17 protein-coding genes and 1 tRNA gene are annotated in these 19,430 nt (G+C 61.0%); 11 read left to right on the top strand and 7 right to left on the bottom strand.

The annotated features are described in order from the left end of the window. Positions 1-148: 148 nt before the first annotated feature. Positions 149-958 (top strand): HD domain-containing phosphohydrolase, encoded by an 810-nt coding sequence (locus tag V7M64_RS11335; RefSeq protein ID WP_333679254.1) that lies wholly within the window; start codon positions 149-151, stop codon positions 956-958. A 118-nt stretch (positions 959-1,076) separates the two neighbouring features. Here the strand turns inward: V7M64_RS11335 and V7M64_RS11330 are convergent, their stop codons facing one another. Beyond that, complete coding sequence (locus tag V7M64_RS11330) at positions 1,077-1,478, bottom strand: hypothetical protein (protein ID WP_333679253.1); 402 nt, start codon at positions 1,476-1,478, stop codon at positions 1,077-1,079. A gap of 107 nt (positions 1,479-1,585) precedes the next feature. Further along, a complete protein-coding gene (locus V7M64_RS11325) occupies positions 1,586-2,407 on the bottom strand; it encodes a class I SAM-dependent methyltransferase (protein WP_333679252.1) in 822 nt (273 codons plus the stop codon). Positions 2,408-2,491: 84 nt separating this feature from the next. Between V7M64_RS11325 and V7M64_RS11320 the strand changes: the two genes are divergently transcribed. Then, a complete protein-coding gene (locus V7M64_RS11320) occupies positions 2,492-3,418 on the top strand; it encodes a LysR substrate-binding domain-containing protein (RefSeq protein WP_333679251.1) in 927 nt (308 codons plus the stop codon). Between the two features lie 11 nt (positions 3,419-3,429). Here the strand turns inward: V7M64_RS11320 and aat are convergent, their stop codons facing one another. The 3 genes from aat to trxB all read right to left on the bottom strand — a co-directional run bounded on the left by aat (position 3,430) and on the right by trxB (position 6,424). Continuing rightward, positions 3,430-4,179 carry a leucyl/phenylalanyl-tRNA--protein transferase gene (gene aat / locus V7M64_RS11315; RefSeq protein WP_333679250.1) on the bottom strand — a complete coding sequence of 250 codons (750 nt, stop codon included), beginning with the start codon at positions 4,177-4,179 and terminating at the stop codon, positions 3,430-3,432. Beyond that, a complete protein-coding gene (locus V7M64_RS11310; protein ID WP_333679249.1) occupies positions 4,176-5,312 on the bottom strand; it encodes a GNAT family N-acetyltransferase in 1,137 nt (378 codons plus the stop codon). The genes aat and V7M64_RS11310 overlap by 4 nt, the downstream gene beginning before the upstream one ends. Before the next feature lie 152 nt (positions 5,313-5,464). Then, positions 5,465-6,424, bottom strand: a complete 960-nt coding sequence (trxB, locus tag V7M64_RS11305; RefSeq protein WP_333679248.1) for a thioredoxin-disulfide reductase — start codon at positions 6,422-6,424, stop codon at positions 5,465-5,467. Between the two features lie 297 nt (positions 6,425-6,721). Between trxB and V7M64_RS11300 the strand changes: the two genes are divergently transcribed. The 3 genes from V7M64_RS11300 (at position 6,722) to V7M64_RS11290 (ending at position 10,694) form a co-directional block, all read left to right on the top strand. Beyond that, on the top strand, positions 6,722-9,004 hold the full coding sequence (locus V7M64_RS11300; RefSeq protein ID WP_333679247.1) for a DNA translocase FtsK 4TM domain-containing protein: 2,283 nt from the start codon (positions 6,722-6,724) through the stop codon (positions 9,002-9,004). Positions 9,005-9,354: 350 nt separating this feature from the next. After that, positions 9,355-10,023: an outer membrane lipoprotein chaperone LolA gene (lolA, locus tag V7M64_RS11295; protein WP_333679246.1), complete on the top strand. Its 669-nt coding sequence runs from the start codon at positions 9,355-9,357 to the stop codon at positions 10,021-10,023. Beyond that, positions 10,020-10,694 (top strand): YoaK family protein, encoded by a 675-nt coding sequence (locus V7M64_RS11290; protein WP_333679245.1) that lies wholly within the window; start codon positions 10,020-10,022, stop codon positions 10,692-10,694. The genes lolA and V7M64_RS11290 overlap by 4 nt, the downstream gene beginning before the upstream one ends. A 223-nt stretch (positions 10,695-10,917) precedes the next feature. Here the strand turns inward: V7M64_RS11290 and V7M64_RS11285 are convergent, their stop codons facing one another. Then, a complete protein-coding gene (locus tag V7M64_RS11285) occupies positions 10,918-11,604 on the bottom strand; it encodes a phosphatase PAP2 family protein (protein ID WP_333679244.1) in 687 nt (228 codons plus the stop codon). Then, a complete protein-coding gene (locus tag V7M64_RS11280; protein ID WP_333679243.1) occupies positions 11,604-13,853 on the bottom strand; it encodes a TonB-dependent receptor in 2,250 nt (749 codons plus the stop codon). Before V7M64_RS11280 ends, V7M64_RS11285 begins: the two co-directional genes overlap by 1 nt. A gap of 349 nt (positions 13,854-14,202) precedes the next feature. Here V7M64_RS11280 and V7M64_RS11275 point away from each other — a divergent pair, with 349 nt between their 5' ends. The 6 genes from V7M64_RS11275 to V7M64_RS11250 all read left to right on the top strand — a co-directional run bounded on the left by V7M64_RS11275 (position 14,203) and on the right by V7M64_RS11250 (position 19,379). Continuing rightward, positions 14,203-15,543, top strand: a complete 1,341-nt coding sequence (locus V7M64_RS11275; protein ID WP_333679242.1) for a replication-associated recombination protein A — start codon at positions 14,203-14,205, stop codon at positions 15,541-15,543. Positions 15,544-15,983: 440 nt separating this feature from the next. Further along, positions 15,984-16,559: a hypothetical protein gene (locus V7M64_RS11270; protein WP_333679241.1), complete on the top strand. Its 576-nt coding sequence runs from the start codon at positions 15,984-15,986 to the stop codon at positions 16,557-16,559. A 79-nt stretch (positions 16,560-16,638) separates the two neighbouring features. Next, a complete protein-coding gene (gene serS / locus V7M64_RS11265) occupies positions 16,639-17,919 on the top strand; it encodes a serine--tRNA ligase (RefSeq protein ID WP_333679240.1) in 1,281 nt (426 codons plus the stop codon). Beyond that, on the top strand, positions 17,916-18,293 hold the full coding sequence (locus V7M64_RS11260; protein WP_333679239.1) for an LrgA: 378 nt from the start codon (positions 17,916-17,918) through the stop codon (positions 18,291-18,293). Before serS ends, V7M64_RS11260 begins: the two co-directional genes overlap by 4 nt. Before the next feature lie 251 nt (positions 18,294-18,544). Next, positions 18,545-18,634: transfer RNA gene (locus V7M64_RS11255), tRNA-Ser, on the top strand. Between the two features lie 85 nt (positions 18,635-18,719). Continuing rightward, positions 18,720-19,379, top strand: a complete 660-nt coding sequence (locus tag V7M64_RS11250; protein WP_333679238.1) for a DUF6538 domain-containing protein — start codon at positions 18,720-18,722, stop codon at positions 19,377-19,379. Positions 19,380-19,430 lie beyond the last annotated feature (51 nt).

Genomic DNA, 19,430 nt, shown 5'->3' with positions numbered 1-19,430 from the left:
ACGACATGCTTCACTCGGCGAATGGCAGAATGCATCTTTTAGATACACAGGGGCGTGGCGTGGCATTTCTTCCTGACAGCGCTTGCAACAGTTTGCTGACGTCGCGCCATTCCCGTGCATTGCTTGCCTGCCGAATGTTTGCCAGCCCGTGATAAGGATCAGTCCGCAATGGCGCACCGCCGGCACCTATGTGCTGGTGTCGGCGGCATGGATCTGGTTTTCCGGGCACCTGCTGGGTTACCTGGTGCATGATCCGCGTCGCATCATCCTCTATCAGATCGCCAAGGGATGGTTGTTCGTTCTGGGCACCGGCCTGCTGCTGTACTGGATGATCGGCCGCACCGTGCGACGCCTGAGCGAAGCCAACCGGCAGTTGCTCGTCAGTCACGAGCAAGCGCTGCACGTGCTGGTGGAGGCCATGGACATCCGGCACAAGGAAACCAGCGACCATTCCGAGCGCGTGGTGCGCATGGCGATGGGGCTGGCCCGGCTGGCAGGTCTTGAAGGCAATGCCCTGCGTGACGTGAAGTTCGGTGCGCTGTTGCATGACATCGGCAAGCTGGCCTTGCCGGACGCCATCCTGATCAAGCCCGGCAAACTGGACGACGAAGAAACGCAGCTGATGCGCACCCATCCGCGCATGGGCTACGACATGCTGCAACGAATCGATTTTCTGCGCGGCGCCAGTGCCATTCCCTACAGCCACCACGAACGCTGGGACGGTACCGGCTATCCACAGGGCTTGCAGGGCGAGCAGATTCCGCTAGCCGCCCGCATCTTCAGCGTCGTGGACGTGTGGGATGCCTTGAGCCATGCGCGCGTATACAAGCCCGCATGGCCGGAAGTGGAAGTGCTGGACTACCTGCGCCATGCTTCGGGCAACCATCTCGATCCGCATCTGGTGAGGTTGTTTCTCGATCACTACGCCGAATTGAAGGCGCTGGCATTGAACGGCTGACCCCCTGGTCTCGCCACATGGCCTCACGGCCGTCATTCCCGCGAAGGCGGGAATCCATCTTCGCTTTTTTTGCATCAGGGCAATGGATTCCCGCTTTCGCGGGAATGACGGCCGTGGGTTACGCGTTCGCCCTGGCCTGCGGACGCAACAACAAATAGAACGCGGTCACGTGCGTAATCATCAACAGCGGCACGTAGATGATCGGTATGGCATACAAGCTGCCCAGTTCCCCCGCATGCGCGGGCAGGTTGGCCAGCGTGGCGTGGTAGTAGTCGAGCACAAGATCGATCACGCCCGCCACATTGAATGCCACCACGAACGACCAGAACAGCGGGCGTAGGCGAACCGTAAGCAGCGCCAGCATCGCCAGCAAACCCGTAGCGAAGTCGCCGTAGGCCGCGACCACCGCGAAGCTTGCCGGCAAATCGGGGCCGACGACGCCCGGCAGAAGAAACACCAGGCCGAAGAAACGAAAACTGTGCAGCGTGGCGATGGCACGTTGGGCATCGAATGGTGTCATCAATTTAAGCCTGGGCCAGACGTAGGTGCCGAAGCAAAGCAGCCACGCGACATATCCCAAGACGAGATGCCAGCGAAAAAGAACTTCCGGCGACATGGTGCCTCCTGTCAGGCGGTGGTTTCGAACACGGCAGTCAGAACGCCGAGCCGGCCTTCCAGCAGACTGCGCCCGAGATTGCTGGCCAGTTGCGCAAAATCCGTTCCCATGACCACGCCGAGGTTCGGCGACGGCGGCGGGCCGGATTCACGCCATTGGGCAACCCATGCTTTTGCTGCCGCGGTGTCGTCCTGCCATGCCAGCATGCGGAAACCTGCGTGTTCAATCGTCTGGCGCGTCGCATCGGCGGTAAGCAGAAAACTGGTTGCCGCCGTGCGTGCCCAGGGAACGGGGTAATGCGGTTCGCCGCCGAGGGTAACCACGTCGAAGGTCGCCAGCTTGCCGCCGGCTTTCAATACGCGCCGGATTTCCCGGTACAGCCGTGCGCGGTCGGCGATGTTCATGGCCACATGCTGCAGCAACGCGACGTCGAAACGGCCGGCATCGAAAGGAAGTTCCAATGCGCTGGCGGCATGAAACGACACCTGTTCGCTTTGTCCTGTGCGCCGGGTGAGATAGCGCGCGGCGTCCACAAACGGTTCGCTGAGATCGATGCCGGTAACCTTGCAGCCATGGCTCGCCGCCAGAAAACGAGCCGGTCCGCCAATACCGCAGCCGACATCCAGCACCGACATGCCGGCGTGAATGTTCGCCAATGTAGCCAGCTCGGCGGTCGCAGCAAGCCCGCGGGTGTGGAATTGATCGAGCGCACCCAATTGTTGCGGCGTGAGCCCGCGCTCCTCCGGCCCGAACACGGCAAGCGCCGTCTTCAGCCGCTCGGTCAGGCCGTTCGCGCGATAGTGGTCGCGGACGCCTTCAAATGCATCGGTCATGGCAGCACTTCCTCATGGGTACGGGAGGAGTAAGGTGTACCATCGCCTCGCACGAGCGACTATCGCTCACAATGTTGATGGGCTATGAAGCAAAACTTCACAGTCAGGCAGGGCGCGCTGGATGGCGTGGAGTCGTTCCTCAGCGTGGCCCGGCATCGCAGTTTTCGCCGGGCCGCAGCGGAACTCGGCGTAACGCCCTCGGCCATCAGCCAGGCGGTTCGCGTGCTTGAAGCACGTATCGGCGCCGCGCTTTTCATCCGCACCACGCGCAGCGTTGGCCTGACCGAAGCCGGCGAACGGTTTCTGTCGCGTGCCAAGCCTGCTTTCGAGGAACTCGTTGCGGCGAGCGACGTGGCGCGCGGGCTCGGCCAGCGGCCAGCGGGACTATTGCGTCTTTCCGTGCCGCGCGCGGCGGTACCGATCCTGCTGGAACCACTGATTGCATCGTTTTGCGCGGCCTATCCCGAGGTCGAAGTGGAACTCGCCGCGAGCGAGGAATTGATCGACCTTGCGGCGGAAGGCTTCGATGCCGGCGTGCGCATGGGGCAGTTTCTTGATGCGGATATGGTCGCCGTGCCGCTGAGCCCGCCGTTTCATTTCGTCGTGGTCGGCAGTCCTATGTATTTCAAAAGCCGCAAGCGGCCCAAGATGCTGGATGACCTGCGCCAGCACGCCTGCTTGCGATGGCGGCGATCCAACGGTGCGCTTGCGCCGTGGGCATTCAACGACAACGGCCGTGCGATCGAGATCGCCGTGGGCGGGCCGCTTATCGCCAATGATTTTCCCACCATGCTTGGCGCGGCACTGGAAAGCGTAGGGCTTGCCCAGCTGCCGGAGCCGATGGTGGCGGAAGGTTTGAAAACGAAGAGATTGGTGCAAGTGCTGGAGTGTTATGCGCCGGTGATGCCGGGCGTATTTCTCTACTATCCCAGCCGCCGGCAGATCATGCCGAAGTTGCGTGCGTTTATCGATCACGTGAAGGATCGCGAGCATAGAGGCCGTAAACCGTAACTCCGCAGCTGTCACTCCCGCAGCGTAAAGCAGCCGTTTTCCAGAATACGTTGCGCAGGAATGCCGGGGAGGTCTTTCCACTGTTTCTCATCAAACGGCGCCGTCACCAACGTCGCGACGTTCTCTAAAAACGCATCGCGTGAGATCTCGACCGCACCCAACCCCAGCAAATGCGGATTGCTCACCTGCGCATCGATCAACGGAAATTTCCATTCGCGCAACAAGGCAGCCAGTGCACACAAGGCCAGTTTCGAACCGCCGCTTTGCGCACTGAACATCGATTCGCCGCAGAACAATCGCCCCATGGAAACGCCGTAGACACCACCCGCCAGCCGCTCCTGTTCCCACACTTCGACGCTGTGTGCGTAACCCAGGTGATGCAGCGCTTCATACGCATCCATCATCGCGGCACTGATCCATGTGCCGAACTGGCCTGGCCGCGGCCCCGCGCAAGCTTGCATCACGGCGCGAAAAGCGCGATTCACCGTCACGGTCCAAGCCTTGCCCTGCAATGCCCGGCGCAGGCTGCGATTGGGGCGCAGCGAGTCGGTGTGAAACACGCAGCGCGGATCGGGTGACCACCACAGGATGGGTTCGTTTTCGTTGTACCAAGGGAAAATGCCGTTCGCGTACGCCGTCATCAGGCGCATGGGCGAAAGATCGCCGCCGAAGGCAAGCAAGCCGTTGGGTTCGATGAGGGCAGTGCGCGGGTCGGGAAAATGACCCGGGGCGCGGTCGTCGAGCCTGGGGAGGCGAATCATGATCGTGCGTAAGGGCTGTGATCTAAAAGATCGTCAGCATAAGCGTCCATGCTCTCGCATTCGTGCGCAAGCGCACGACGCACGGCGCTGCGGAAGCCCTCATGCACCAGGTAGTGGCGCGAATGCGTGCGTGCCGGCAGAAAGCCGCGCGCGAGCTTGTGCTCGCCCTGCGCGCCGGGCTCGAAGCGTTGCAGGCCCTGCGCTATGGCGTATTCGATGCCCTGGTAGTAGCACAGTTCGAAATGCAGATCCGGCAGATCGACACTGGCGCCCCAATAGCGTCCGTACAAGGTGCTTGCACTGCGCAGCATCAATGCCACCGCCACGATCTCCCCCGCTTGCCTGGCCAGCGCCAGCTGCACCGTATTGCCCATTTCCTTGCGCAGGTATTGAAAGAACGCTTCGGTGAGCGCGGCGTGATTGCCTTTTGCATCGAACGTATCGGTGTAGAGCGCATGCACGCGCCGCCATTCCCGCATGGTGAGCTGCGCACCGCCGACCATGCCGATATCCAGGCCATGCGAGGCCACGCGTTTGCGCTCGTGGCGGATGTTCTTGCGCTTCTTGTGATTCAGCGCGGCGAGGAAGGCGTCGAAATCCGCATAGCCTTGGTTATGCCAATGGAATTGCACGTCGCTGCGTGCCATCCAGTCGCCATCGAAAGCGTCAAGGTCGGTGTCGGCGAGGAAGTTGGCGTGCACGGATGACAATTGCAGCCGTTGTGCCTGTTGCCGCATTGCTTCCACCAGCAGCTCACGCAGTTCGGGTGCTTGCGCTGGATCATTCCCGACGAGCAGGCGCGGCCCGGTCACGGGTGAGTAGGGCACCGCATTGAGCAGCTTGGGGTAATACTGCCCGCCCGCGCGTTCCCACGCGGCCGCCCAGCTCCAATCGAATACGAATTCGCCGTGCGAATTGCCTTTCAGGTACAGCGGCGCCGCAGCGATCAATGCACTGTTGCGATAAAGCGCCAGGTGATGTGCCTGCCAGCCCCACTCGGGACGAATGCAGCCGGTGCGTTCGAGGCCGGCGAGAAAGGCGTGCGAGAGGAAGGGATTGTCGTCCGGGCGCAAGGCGTCCCAGGCGGAGGCGGGGATGTCGTCGATACTGTCGTGGAAGCGGGCTTCGATCATCAGTAGCGCGGAGCACTGGTCTTATGTCCGTCACCCCGGCGAAGGCCGGGGCCCAGTGTCTTTACTGCAACGCAAAGTCGCCGGGTCCGGGCCTTCGCCGGGACGACGAACTGAGGTTGCTTCCCCAGTGCGAGGAATGGAAGTAACAAGCCTCAAACCTTACCGTTCTGATCCAGCCACCGCTCCGCATCCAGCGCCGCCATGCAGCCGAAGCCAGCCGACGTTACTGCCTGCCGATATACATGGTCAGCCACGTCACCGGCTGCAAACACGCCCGGTACCGAGGTCATCGTCGCCATGCCTTCCAGGCCGCTGCGGATCTTGATGTAGCCATCGTGCATGTCCAGCTGGCCTTCGAAAATGCCGGTATTCGGCGAATGGCCAATCGCGACGAAGAAACCGGTCGCCGCGATATCGCGCGTGACGCCGCTGTTGATGTCCTTCACGCGCACGCCGGTAACGCCGGTGTGGTCGCCCAGCACTTCATCGATGGTGTGGTTCCACACCAGTTCGATCTTGCCGGCGGCGGCTTTCTCGAACAGTTTGTCCTGCATGATTTTCTCCGCGCGCAGCTTGTCGCGGCGATGTACCAGGTACACCTTGCGGCCGATGTTGGCCAGGTACAGCGCCTCTTCCACCGCAGTGTTGCCGCCGCCGACCACCACGATGTCCTGCTCGCGGAAGAAGAAGCCATCGCAGGTGGCGCAGGCCGAGACGCCCTTGCCCTTGTAATGTTCCTCACTCGGAATGCCGAGGTACTTGGCGGTGGCGCCCGTGGCGATGATCAGTGCATCGCAGGTGTACTCGCCCGAGTCGCCCTTCAGGCGGAACGGACGCTGCTTGAGATCGACCTGGTGAATATGGTCGAACACCATCTCGGTCTCGAAGCGCTCGGCATGTTCGGCCATGCGTTGCATCAATTCCGGACCCTGCACGCCCTTCACATCGCCCGGCCAGTTGTCGACCTCGGTAGTGGTCATTAATTGACCACCCTGCTGCAGGCCGGTGACCATGGTCGGCTTGAGGTTGGCACGCGCGGCGTACACCGCGGCGGTGTAACCGGCGGGGCCCGAGCCGAGGATCAGCAGGCGGCTATGCTTGGGGGTGGTCATTGCTATAATCCTTAAGGGGTTGCAGACGATTTATCAGGGCGGTTCTGGATCGGGAAGAAAGCCTTCGCAGGCGCTCCGAGGAAGCCGCAAGGATGGGGAAGTCGCGGGGGCTATTCAAGGTTGACTTGCGCTGCCGGTTTCTGAACCTGTCCATCGACGGTAGTGCCCCCGCTGTTCGGCGACCACCTTCGGTTGGTTACACTGCAACGCGCAAATTTGTTCGACATTCCTACAAGGAAACACACCCCGGTGGCGGCGCGCAGCGCAAACGTTCGAAAAGCAAAGGAAAAGACGGCCTTGAGCGAGGAAGTGAAGCGCCGCCTGCGTGAGGCGGGCGCGTTGCTGCTGTTGCCGTTGGCCTTGTATCTGCTGGTGTGTCTCTTCAGTTACGACGCCGCCGATCCCGGCTGGTCGCACGCCGACACCGGCGGCCACGTGCACAACCTGGGCGGTACGGTCGGTGCGTACATCGCCGACCTGCTGCGCTATCTGTTCGGCATCGTGGCCTACTGCTTCCCCTTGCTGCTGTTGCTGCTCGGCATAAAGGTGCTGCGCAACCACGGCGTGCGCAGCGTGCAGCCGTGGGAACCCTCGCTGCGCCTGATCGGTTCGGTGTTCTTTTTCATCACCGCGCCGGGGTTGTGCTGGATCATCTTCCGCGACAGCGCGATGGCGCCGGAAGGGCCCGGTGGCGTGATTGGCCGCGGCATCGGCCATGCCTTGCTCGGTGCGTTTGGCGACAAAGGCGCGCCGCTGTTCCTGTTGGCGGTTTTCCTGGCCGCCGTCACCTTCGCCACCGGGCTGTCCTGGTTCAAGCTGATGGATCTCACCGGGCAGGGTGTGCTGAAGCTCGCCGGCTGGTTCGGCGGCAAGCTGCGCAAGGCGCCGGAAGTGATCGCCGCGCACCAGGCGCGCGTCGAGCGCGACGTGGTGAAGAAAAACGAAGCGATCAAGCAGGCCAAGCGCGAACCCGTGCGCATCGAGGCACCCGCCGCGCCGGTGGTGAAGAGCGAACGCGCACGCGTGGAAACGCAGATCCCGCTGTTCGTCGGCGCCGCGCAACCAGGCGAACTGCCGCCGCTGTCGCTGCTGGATGAAGCGCCGGAGCAGGGGCCGGGTTACTCGGAAGAAACACTGGAAGTGCTCTCACGCCAGGTCGAGTTGAAGCTCAAGGACTTCAAGATCGAAGCCAAGGTAGTCGGCGTCTTCCCCGGCCCGGTGATCACCCGCTTCGAGATGGAACCCGCCGCCGGCGTGCGCGGCAGCCAGGTGTCGAGCCTGGACAAGGACATCGCGCGCGGCCTTTCGGTGGTCAGCGTGCGCGTGGTCGACGTGATTCCGGGCAAGAACGTGATCGGCCTGGAAATCCCGAACGCCAAGAAGCAGATCGTGTATCTGTCGGAAATCCTGCGCTCCGACAAATACGACCAGCAGAAATCGCCGCTCACGCTTGCACTGGGCAAGGACATCGGCGGCCGCGCCATGGTGGCCGACCTCGCCAAGATGCCGCACTTGCTGGTCGCCGGTACTACCGGTTCCGGCAAGTCCGTGGCGGTGAACGCGATGGTGCTCAGCCTCTTGTACAAGGCCAGCGCCAAAGACGTGCGCATGATCATGATCGATCCGAAGATGCTGGAACTCTCGGTCTACGAGGGCATTCCGCATCTGCTCGCGCCGGTCGTCACCGACATGAAGGAAGCCGCCAACGCACTGCGCTGGTGCGTGGCCGAGATGGAGCGACGCTACAAGCTGATGGCGGCCGTGGGCGTGCGCAACCTCGCCGGTTTCAACAAAAAGGTGAAGGATGCCGAGAACGCGGGCCAGCCGCTGCTCGATCCGCTGTTCCGCCCCAATCCCGACATGCCCGGCCAGGTGGCCGAGCCGCTGGAGACGCTGCCGTACATCGTGGTGATCATCGACGAGTTTGCCGACATGATGATGATCGTCGGCAAGAAGGTGGAAGAACTCATCGCCCGCCTGGCGCAGAAGGCGCGCGCCGCCGGCGTGCATCTGATCCTCGCCACGCAGCGTCCGTCGGTGGACGTGATCACCGGCTTGATCAAGGCCAACATCCCCACGCGCATCGCGTTCCAGGTATCGAGCAAGATCGACTCGCGCACCATCCTCGATCAATCCGGCGCCGAAACCCTGCTCGGCCATGGCGACATGCTCTACCTGCCGCCCGGCACCGCCACGCCCGATCGCGTGCACGGCGCCTTCGTCGACGACCATGAAGTGCACAACGTGGTCAATTGGCTGAGATCGCAGGGTGCGCCGCAATACATCGAAGGCGTGCTGGAGGAAGTGCAGGCCACCAGCGACGGCAAATTCATCAATGAATCGGGCCTGCCGCAGGATGGGGAAGAAGGTGGCGACGCCGAGGCGCAGCTTTACGACAAGGCCGTGCGCATCGTCACCGAAACGCGCCGCGCATCGATCTCCGGCGTGCAGCGCCATCTGCGCATCGGCTATAACCGCGCTGCGCGCCTGATCGAGCAGATGGAGCAGGACGGCGTGGTGAGCGCGCCGCTGCACAACGGCAACCGCGAAGTGCTGGCGCCGCCACCGCCGAAGCACTGAACTGCTTTCTCCCTCTCCCCCTCCGGGGAGAGGGCTGGGGTGAGGGGCTGATCTTGCGGTAAACCTTGTATTTACGTACGTGCCGTCATTCCCGCTTTCGCGGGAATGACGGCCAAAAGAAGTGCGTGGCTTGTGGATTAGCGCAGCGTAACCGAAGATTTTGAGCAGCCGTTTCACTACGTAATTGTTGGGTTACGCTGCCCCAACCCAACCTATGGATGGACATCATTCCCACGAAAGCGGGAATCCATTTCCAGAGATGCCAGGGCAAGATGGATTCCTGCTTCCGCGGGAATGACGTCCATGGATTTACACTTGACCGCATCAGGCAAACCCAGGAACAGGAATCCATGAAACGCCTCCACGTCGCAGTCCTTCTTGCCGTGTTGCTGCTGTTCGCAAGCACCCTGGCCCAAGCCGCCGCCACCGGCCCGGCACGCGCCCGTCTCGACGCCTTCGCCCAAGGGCTGCACGCCGTCTCCGGCAATTTCTCGCAAACCCTCACCGACCCCAACGGCAAAAACAGCAAAACCAGCAACGGCACCCTGGTGCTGCAGGCTCCCCGCCAATTCCGCTGGGATACGCTCGCGCCCTACAAGCAGACCATCGTCGCCGATGGCAGCCGTGTGTGGCTGTACGACCCGGACCTGGAACAAGTCACCGTGCGCCGCCAGGACACCGAAGAAGCACACAGCCCCCTGACCGTGCTGACCGATCTCTCGCAGCTGGACAAGGAGTTCCACGTCACCGAGCAAGGTGAGCACGACGGCCTGGTCTGGCTGCGGCTCACCTCCACCGCGAAAGATCCGCAATTCAATTACGCCGACCTCGGTTTTGACGCGAATGGCCTGGCGCGCATGCAATTCAAGGACCAGCTCGGCGCCATCACCGACATCCGCTTCTCCAACTGGAAGCGCAACCCGGAAATCCCCCCGCAGGATTTCAATTTCACGCCGCCGAAGGGCACGGACGTGATCGGCGACCTGCCTGAACTCAACACGCAACCGTTGAAAAATTGATCCGCCAGCTGCCGCGTTGGGCCTGGATCGGCGGCAGCCTGCTTGCGCTGGTCGCCGGTTGCATCAACGCGGTCGGCTATTTGTGTTTTCGCCATCAGCCGGTGACGCATCTCACCGGTACCAGCACCGAACTTGGCATCGCGGTCGCGCACGCTGATCTGAAGGAAATTGCGCACTGGGGCCTGACCCTGGTGTCGTTTCTGATCGGCGCCATCGTAAGCGGCTTCATCGTCGAACAACGGGCGCTGCAGGTGGGGCGTCGCTACGGCGTGGTGCTGATGCTGGAATCGGTCTTGCTGTTCGTCGCGATGCCCCTGATTCACGACGCCAAGGATCTTGGACTTTATCTGGCTGCCAGCGCTTGCGGTTTGCAAAATGCGATGGTGAGTACCTACAGCGGCGCGGCCCTGCGCACGACGCACGTGTCGGGCATCTTTACCGATTTGGGCATGTACCTGGGCCAGCGCTTGCGTGGCCTGGATGTGGACGTACTACGCATCCACATCTGCCTGCTGGTGGCCAGCAACTTCATTGCTGGTTCGATGCTGGGCGCGCTGGGTTATGCGCATATGCAGGAGCGGGTGTTGCTGGTGCCGGCGGTGCTGACGGGTGTTGTTGGATTGGGGTATGGCATTTACCGGCATTTCTTTTTGCAGCGGTCTGCGCGATAGGCCGGGTTTACCCTCACCGTCATTCCGGCGAAGGCCGGAATCCAGTCAAATAAACCGTGCGAAGCACACCTAACTTCTTTATGTTGAGCGCTTCGCGCGACGTATTTGAACTGGATTCCGGCCTTCGCCGGAATGACAATTCGCTTCGAATTGACTCGTAGGCTGGGATGCAATCCCAGCACTCTTTGCCATCTCCATGCTGGGATTGTCATCCCAGCCCACGTCAAGGCAATCCCAACGCATGCCGCAATTCAACGCGCGCCGCAGCGTAATCAGCCTGCCATTGCGGATCACGCAATATCTCATCCGCAATCACCGTCCCAGCAATCTTCCCGGCTTCCACATCGCTAGGAAAATGCACACCCATCACCACGCGATGCTCGCCATACACATGCGCCCGCGCAAAAATCGCCGTGCGCTTTTCCGGCAGCATATTGGCCAATAACACCGCGGTGCTATAGCCAAACGTCGCGTGCCCGCTTGGATAGCTCCAATCATCGGGCTTCTCCTTCGACAAGGCCTGCACCTGGCTGGATACCACTGAAGGGCGTGGATGTTTCCAGAACTCCTTAGCCTCTTTCGCCTCGGCCTTGTCCAACTGGGCAAGGCGATCGAAGAATGCCGCCGTCTTCGGCAATGCGGCCGGTTGCGTGGTCAAACCCAGCGCATCGGCAAAGCGAAACACGGAACGCTCCGAGTCCGCCCTGGCCGCCGCCATATCCTGCGCGGTGCGTATCTTCTGCGCGGCCAACACCGCCTGCAAATCACGTTGAGCCGCCGTCGAACCTGCTGCCGGCGGAGGCGGCAGCAGGTTCGACAATTGAACGAGGGCGGGAGAGGCGCCGTCGCCATAAGCCAGGGCGGACTGGCCGATCACAAACAACGCAAACAGCAGTGCACTGCGTTTCATCAGAACAGATCCGCCGACACGGTAAAGTTGAAATTGCGCGCCGGAATCGTCCAATACAGCGGCGTGCCATCCGCGCCAGTGGTACCGGCCAGCGCATTGATGGTCGTGTTGTTGAAGATGTTGTTGATCTGGAAGCCGATCTTGAAATCCTTCACATCGGTGATGTGCGGATCGAACGTGTAGCTGGCGGTGAAGTTGGTGATCGCATAGCCCCCGATCGGTGTGTCGTCGTTGTTGCTGGCGGTGTAATAGGTCTTGCCCACGAACTTGTCCACCAACGAGGCATAGACAGGGCCGCTGCTGTAGATAAAGCCCAGCGCGGCAGTCTTGTGCGGCGTGTTCGGATTCCACGAGTTGTCCGCCGTCTGGATGGCGCGGTTCAACGAGCCATTGGCATACACACTGAAGCCGTCGCCCAGCATGTAAGTGCCTTCCAGCTCGATGCCCTTATAGTGCACGCCGCCACCGTTGTAGAAATAGGTAATGCTGGCAACCTTGCGGCTCTGCACGAAGTTATTGAAGTTGATCTTGTAGACGTCAGCCGACAGCGTCAGGCGATCGCTGCTCCAGGTGCTGCCGAGCTGGATATTGGTGGTCTTTTCCGGCGCCACGGCGCTGTCGGAGAAAGCCGGGTCCGGCACGTACAGCAAGTTGAGGTTGGGGGCCAGGAAGCCCTTGGCCCATTGCGCGTACGCGGTCCAGTTGGAGGTGAACGCGTAGTGGAACGCAGCCGAGGGCAGGGTGACGCTCCAGTCCTTGGAGTAGTTCAGCGGCGTGCCCGTCTTCTGGTTCACCGAAGCATCAAGGTTGCGCTTGAAGTAGTTGTACTTCGCGCCGCCGACAAAATAGGCGTTGTCGGTGATGTTCCACTGGTATTCGATAAACGGCTGGATGGTGATCAGCGAGTCGTTCATGCGGCGGTCGGCCGCGGCCATTTGCAGCGTCGAGGCGCCGGGAATCACCACGGGATTGAGCGCATCGAGCGTATCGTCGAATTCGTAGAGCCAGCGGATGTCGTCCTGATGGTCGTACCACACGCCGGTGCGCACTTCACCCGGGCCGATTTCCTTGCTCAAGCGGAAGATGTCGCCCCACGAACGGTTCGTGTTGCGCATGTGCTGGCCGGGCACGTCGGTGAGGCTATAGGCGGTGCCATTGGGCGTTTCGCCATTCGGATCTTCGCCGTTGAAACCGAAGTGGTTGTAGCCGTAGGTGTAAGTCTTGTTGTCGATCGTCCAGCCGGAGAACTCCGAATGCAGGCCGATATAGGCCATGTCGGTGTCGATTTCGTCCTTGTTGTAGCGGTAGTAGGCCTGACTGGTCGGGTCGTTGTTCAACCCGCAATTGACGCCGTACTGCGCAATCTCCGCCTTGGTGGCACCAAACGGCACGTACTGGTGCAAGTTGTTCCACAGCGCGGCGAAAGTCAGCGTGGTGTTGTCGCCCAGCGGCTGAATAACCTTGGCGAACACGCTCTGGCGGCGCTGGCCGGCGTAGCTGAGGTAGCCATCCGACTCGCCGTTCTGCAAATTGATCACCGCGGTGGTGCCACTGCTGGTGAAGGCGCCAGTATCGATGCGCGCACCTTCAATGGCAGTATCCCAGCTACCGAAGCTGATGTACGGGTTGACGTTGAACTTCCCTTGCGGGCTGATCGAATCCACCGAAATGGTGCCGCCGAAGGTGGCATTACCCAGCGTGCCGGCCGTACCCGGGCCGCGATCCACCACCACGCTGCCGGTTTCCTGGTTGGTGAAGTACGAGGTGGAGTGGTGTGTGAAGTCGTTGGAGTCCATCCACGGAATGCCGTCGAAGGTCACGTTGTACTGGCCATCCTGGAAGCCGCGGATGGAAACGACTGCGGCTTCCATCAAGCCGGCGCCGTTCGGCGTCACGGTATACACGCTCGGCGCGATGGCAGCGATGTCGGAGTAGTCGCCGCTGGGCGGTACATTTTCCTGGATATAGGTGCTGCCGATAATCGATTGCGGCTCGGTGGCGATGGTCGACCCTTGGGTGGGGGCGATCGAGCTGACCGCTGTATTGGCCGTTACCTGCACGCCATTAAGCGTTTTGGGATTATTGGAAGTGCCGTCGCCACTATTATCCTCGGCGCTTGGGCCGCTAATGGCATTGGCGCCGTTACGGCTCGCATCCTGCGCATGGATGGGTACCGCAACGGCCATGGCCAGGCAAAGAGCGAGATAGACCGGCGTGCGGCGGTACAGCGCATGTGTGGATGCAGTCATGGTTTTTTCCGGTATCGGCGGGGTTGTAGAAAGGCCGACACCGTAAAGATGCAGTATGACAATTCCGTAACAATGGCATTAAAAATGACGATTTTGTGATGCGAAAGAAAATGCGCTAAGGCTAATCTAAGCCTTGCATTGCCGATGTAATAAAGGCGGCTAATGCTTGCGCTAAATGACTGGACTTAATTAAGCCAAAACTAAGCTATGAATCATTATTGAAATAAATCATTATTAATAATAATCGCCAAGAATTTCCTTATGCAAGCGGCATCGTGTTGCTCCCTCCCCACGAAGAGGTTGTGAAGCCTTGAACCGTCGCCCATGCCGAATGCCCTATCATCCACCGATGGAACGACGCGAAGCACCCCATACCCCGCAACTGTTCGGCAGCGACACGGAAGAACTCAAGCCACTGGCCGAGCGCATGCGTCCACGCACCCTCGACGAGATCGTCGGCCAGCAACGCCTGCTTGCACCCGGCAAGGCTCTGCGGCGAGCGTTGGAAGCCGGCCGCGTGCACTCGATGGTGCTGTGGGGTCCGCCCGGTTGCGGCAAGACCACGCTGGCATTGCTGGTGGCGCGTTACGCCGATGCCGATTTCCGCGCCATTTCCGCCGTGCTTTCCGGCTTGCCCGAGGTGCGCAAAGCCTTGGCCGAAGCGGAAGTGAACTTCGCGCAAGGCCGTCGCACCGTGCTGTTCGTGGACGAAGTGCATCGCTTCAACAAGGCGCAGCAGGATGCCTTCCTGCCGCATATCGAACGCGGCGTGATCATCTTTATCGGCGCCACGACCGAAAACCCCTCGTTCGAATTGAACTCAGCGTTGCTGTCGCGCTGCCGCGTTCACGTGCTGGATGCGGTATCCATCGACGACATCGTTGCAGCCTTGCAACGTGCGCTTGCCGATGCCGAACGTGGCTTGGGCGCGATGCAACTGGACGTGGCCGATACCGCCTTGCACCTGATCGCCCAGGCCGCCGATGGCGACGTGCGCCGCGCGTTAACGCTGCTGGAAATTGCTGCCGAGTTGGCCGACGGCCACATGATCGACGAAGCCACCCTCGAACAGGTGCTGGCCGATCGTACGCGACGCTTCGACAAAGGCGGCGAACAGTTCTACGACCAGATCTCCGCGCTGCATAAATCCGTTCGCTCATCCGACCCCGACGCTGCTGTGTACTGGCTCACGCGCATGCTCGACGGCGGCTGCGATCCGCTCTACCTCGCGCGCCGGATGACGCGCATGGCGGTGGAAGACGTCGGCCTGGCCGAACCGCGCGCGTGGCGCATGGCGCTGGATGCATGGGATACGTATGAACGTCTGGGCAGCCCCGAAGGCGAACTGGGCCTGGCGCAGCTCGCCATCTGGCTGGCGATCGCCCCCAAGAGCAATGCGGCTTACATGGCCTACAACAAGGCGCGCGACGTGATCGGCCAAACCGGTACGCTGGAAGTGCCCATGCACCTGCGTAACGCACCCACGCGTTTGATGAAGGGCCTCGGCTACGGCAAAGGCTATCAATACGACCACGATGCAGAAGGCGGCATCGCGCTCGATCAGCAATGCTTGCCGGATGCACTGGAAGGCACCGAGTTCTACGCACCGGTCGAACGCGGCTTGGAATTGAAGCTGCGCGAAAAGCTGCTGGCGCTGCGCGAAGCGCGCAAGCAGGCACGCAAGAAGTAACCGGGCCAACACCATAACCTGGAAATTCACGTAGACGTAGTTTCAAAGCTAGTCGTCATTCCGGCCTGCGCCCACTGCTGTCCGGCAAGGAATTTGCGTAGCTTCATGTACGTCTGCGGTATCCCATACGGCCGTCATTCCCGCGAAAGCGGGAATCCATTTCAGGGATGCACCAGAGCAAAATGGATTCCCGCTTTCGCGGGAATGACGGCCTTACGGGGATTTTTGAGTCTTGCCCTCGATAGAAAAGCACTAAATTGCGTCATATCCACATCTTGCTGCGGCTTTGCAAAACCCGCGCCGGACACCAGTGGGCCTGCGCCGGAATGACGCTAGACCAACCTCGGCCTTCATCCGGAGCTGGAACTTCCGAAGGCATTTGCGCCCACCCAACCCCCGCCGTAAATTCCCCTCACCATCCACCAGGGGAGAGCACCGCCATGCGCATCCTCGTCGCCGCCATCTTCGGCGGCATCGTCATGTTCATCTGGGGCGCCATCGCCCACATGGCACTTGGCCTGGGCAACCCTGGCATCCATCAACCCGCGCATGAAGACGCCGTACTGAGCACCCTGCACGAAGGCCTGGGCCAAACCCCGGGCGTCTACATCCTGCCCAGCTTCGATCCCAGCCAATGGCGCGACCAGGCCGCGCGCAAGGCCTACGCGCAAAAGACCGCCACCTCGCCCTACGCATGGATCGTCTACCTGCCGCAAGGCGACGACATGACCGACATGCATCGCCAGCTCCCGCGCCAGTGGGCATCCGACACCCTGGCGTCGCTGGCACTCGCGTTTGTGATGGGACTGGCCGTATTCGGCTTCGCCAGGCGCTTGGGTATCGCTGCCGCCGCGGCCGTGTTCGCCTGGCTGTCCACCCTGGTGCCGTACTGGACCTGGTACCGCTTTCCGGTCGAATTAGCCTGGGCCGCGCTAGCCGAACAACTCATCGGTTGGCTGCTTGCCGGCGCCGTCATGGCGTGGTGGATCGGCCGAGCGGAGCGCAAGCCGGTTTGACCGGGCGGGGCGCCGCATTGCGACCGCCGCGCCCCCACAGCGATAATCCAGCGTTCTTGCCCCATATTCGGATCCGAACATGCTGGACCCCGCACTGCTGCGTTCGCGCCTGGCCGAAACCGCCGCGCGCCTGAAAGAAACCCGTGGCTTCATGCTCGACGTGGCCGCCGTGGAAACGCTGGAAAGCCAACGCAAGCAGCTCTCCACCGAAACGCAGGAGCTGCAGAACCTGCGCAACACCCGCTCCAAGGCCATCGGCCAGGCCAAGGCCAAGGGCGAGGACGTTGCCCCGCTGATGGCCGAAGTCGCCGGCATCGGCGACAAGCTCAAGGCCAACGAACACGCCCTGGCCGAAGTGCAAGCCCAACTCAACGACATTGCACTGGGCATTCCCAACGTGCCGCACGAATCCGTGCCGCTGGGCAGCGACGAAAAACACAATCAGGAAATCACCCGCTGGGGCACGCCACGCCAGTTCGATTTCGCCGTGAAAGACCATGTCGACCTCGGCGAACGCCACGGCTGGCTCGACGGCGAAACCGGTGCCAAGCTTTCCGGCGCGCGCTTCACGGTGATGCGCGGCCAACTCGCGCAACTGCACCGCGCCCTCGCGCAATTCATGCTCGACCTGCACACGCGCGAACACGGCTATCTGGAATGCAACGTGCCGCTGCTGGTCAACGCCGACAGCATGCAGGGCACCGGCCAGCTACCCAAGTTCGAAGAAGATCTGTTCGCCACGCACGTCGGCGAAACCAAGCGCTATTTGATTCCCACCGCGGAAGTCTCGCTCACCAACCTCGTGCGCGACACCATTCAAGACGCCGACGCACTGCCGCTGCGCCTCACCGCACACACCCCGTGCTTCCGCGCCGAAGCCGGCAGCTACGGCCGCGACGTACGCGGCATGATCCGCCAGCACCAGTTCGAAAAAGTGGAGATGGTGCAGATCACACGCGCTGAAGATTCCTTCGCGCAACTGGAAGAAATGGTCGGCCACGCCGAAACCGTGCTGCAAAAGCTCGGCCTGCCGTATCGCAAAATGCTGTTGTGCGGTGGCGACATGGGCTTCACCGCCACCAAAACGTATGACCTGGAAGTGTGGCTGCCCAGCCAGAGCACCTACCGCGAAATCTCCAGCTGCTCCAACTGTACGGATTTCCAGGCACGCCGCATGCAAGCCCGCGTGCGCAACCCGGAAACCAACAAACCCGAACTCGTGCATACCCTCAACGGCTCCGGCCTCGCCATCGGCCGCACCTTGATCGCCGTGATGGAGAACTACCAGAACGCCGACGGCGCCATCACCGTGCCCGAAGCCCTGCGCCCCTACATGCACGGCGCCGAGAAAATCGCATGACCGCGCAGGCGAGCCGCTCATGGGACAAAGTGGAGTTCTACTCCAGCTACTTCCTGATGATCGTGCTCGCCTCCGTCATCGGCACGCGTTTGAGCTTTACCAGCGTGTGGGAAATCCCGAGGCTGGATATGGTCTTCAGCATCATCGCCCTCGTGCTGGTGCTGGCCAGTTTCTGGATTGCCCGCAAGCGGCGGAGCTGGCGGTTGTGGATCATCGGCTTCGCTACGGCTACGCAATTGGTGCCGATGGTGGTGCGCTATCCGGTGACGCTGTTTCCGCTGCTTGGGGCGTTGATTCCGGTGGCGATCACGGTTTGGGCACTGGTGTCGCTGTCGCGGAAGGGGCGGCCTGGCCCGCAAACACGTGATTCCTGATAGGATTACCGGCCTTGCAAGTGAGTCAAAGACTCGTCAACCCGGCGACTTCCTAGATGTCTAGAGAGACCGGGTCGCTCACAAAACACGGAGAGATGGCCGAGTGGTTTAAGGCAGCAGTCTTGACGCGGAGGCAGGAAGCCGGAGCGAACATCGGCGAAGCCGATGGCCCCGAAGGGGCGGAGGGCAGGATGCCCGGAGTCAAACTGCCGTAGAGGTGCGCATAGCGCACCTGTTCGCAAAGTAAAAATGGAGAGATGGCCGAGTGGTTTAAGGCAGCAGTCTTGAAAACTGCCGTAGGTGTAAGCCTACCGTGGGTTCGAATCCCACTCTCTCCGCCACCTCAGTAAAGTCTCTGATTTTGAAAGATTTTCCTCATAACTGAGAAAAGCTTGCCAGTCCACATATCGCTCCACAAGGAACGGTATGCGTATCCCGAATTACCTTCGGCTGGCGACATCAGGAATCTGGCATTTTCGCCAAAGAATTCCGACGTATTTGTCTCGCAAAGCGGGCAAAACTGAAATCACTAAAAGCCTGCGAACCCGTGATCTCCTCACGGCTCAAAGGCGTGCTTTGGCACTGGTCCAAGCGTATGCTCAACCCTTCACACAAGTTGGGGGGCTGGGTGTGTCAGTGGCTAAGGATGGCTTACCTTCTGTTGATGAAATCGCCAAGGCCATTGCCTTGGGATATCGGGTCATTGTCAGACCCGATGGCACCGTAGAGATTGAAGCCACTGGCAAAGAGGACCATGAGCTTCTCATGGATGCGGTAGAGCACATCGGTCCTTTGAATAAAGAGCCGTACTATCAGGAATACATCAAAGCTGAAGCTCAACGCATCATCGAACAAGCCCAAGCTTCTTCCGCAAAACCCCCCGCCAATCCTTCGTCTTCCATTCCCAGCATTGCCATCGGTAAGGCTGTCGTGCAGTGGTTGGCTGAGATCAAGTCTTCAACCAAAACCAAGACGTTTAAAATAAAAACAACTGCGGTTGAAGGGTTCGCCAAACACTATGGTGAGAAGAACCCGTTGAAGGATGCAGGAAGGATTGATGTTGGCAATTGGGTCCAGGCTTTGTGAACCGCCCCGGGATTGGTGGAGGCTCCCACTCTTGAGAAGATGGAGCCATGA

Origin of the sequence: Dyella sp., assembly GCF_036746095.1 — a bacterium.
Classification (GTDB): domain Bacteria; phylum Pseudomonadota; class Gammaproteobacteria; order Xanthomonadales; family Rhodanobacteraceae; genus Dyella_B.
The sequence above is the reverse complement of the archived record's forward strand: the minus strand, read 5'-3'. Positions and strand labels throughout refer to the sequence as shown.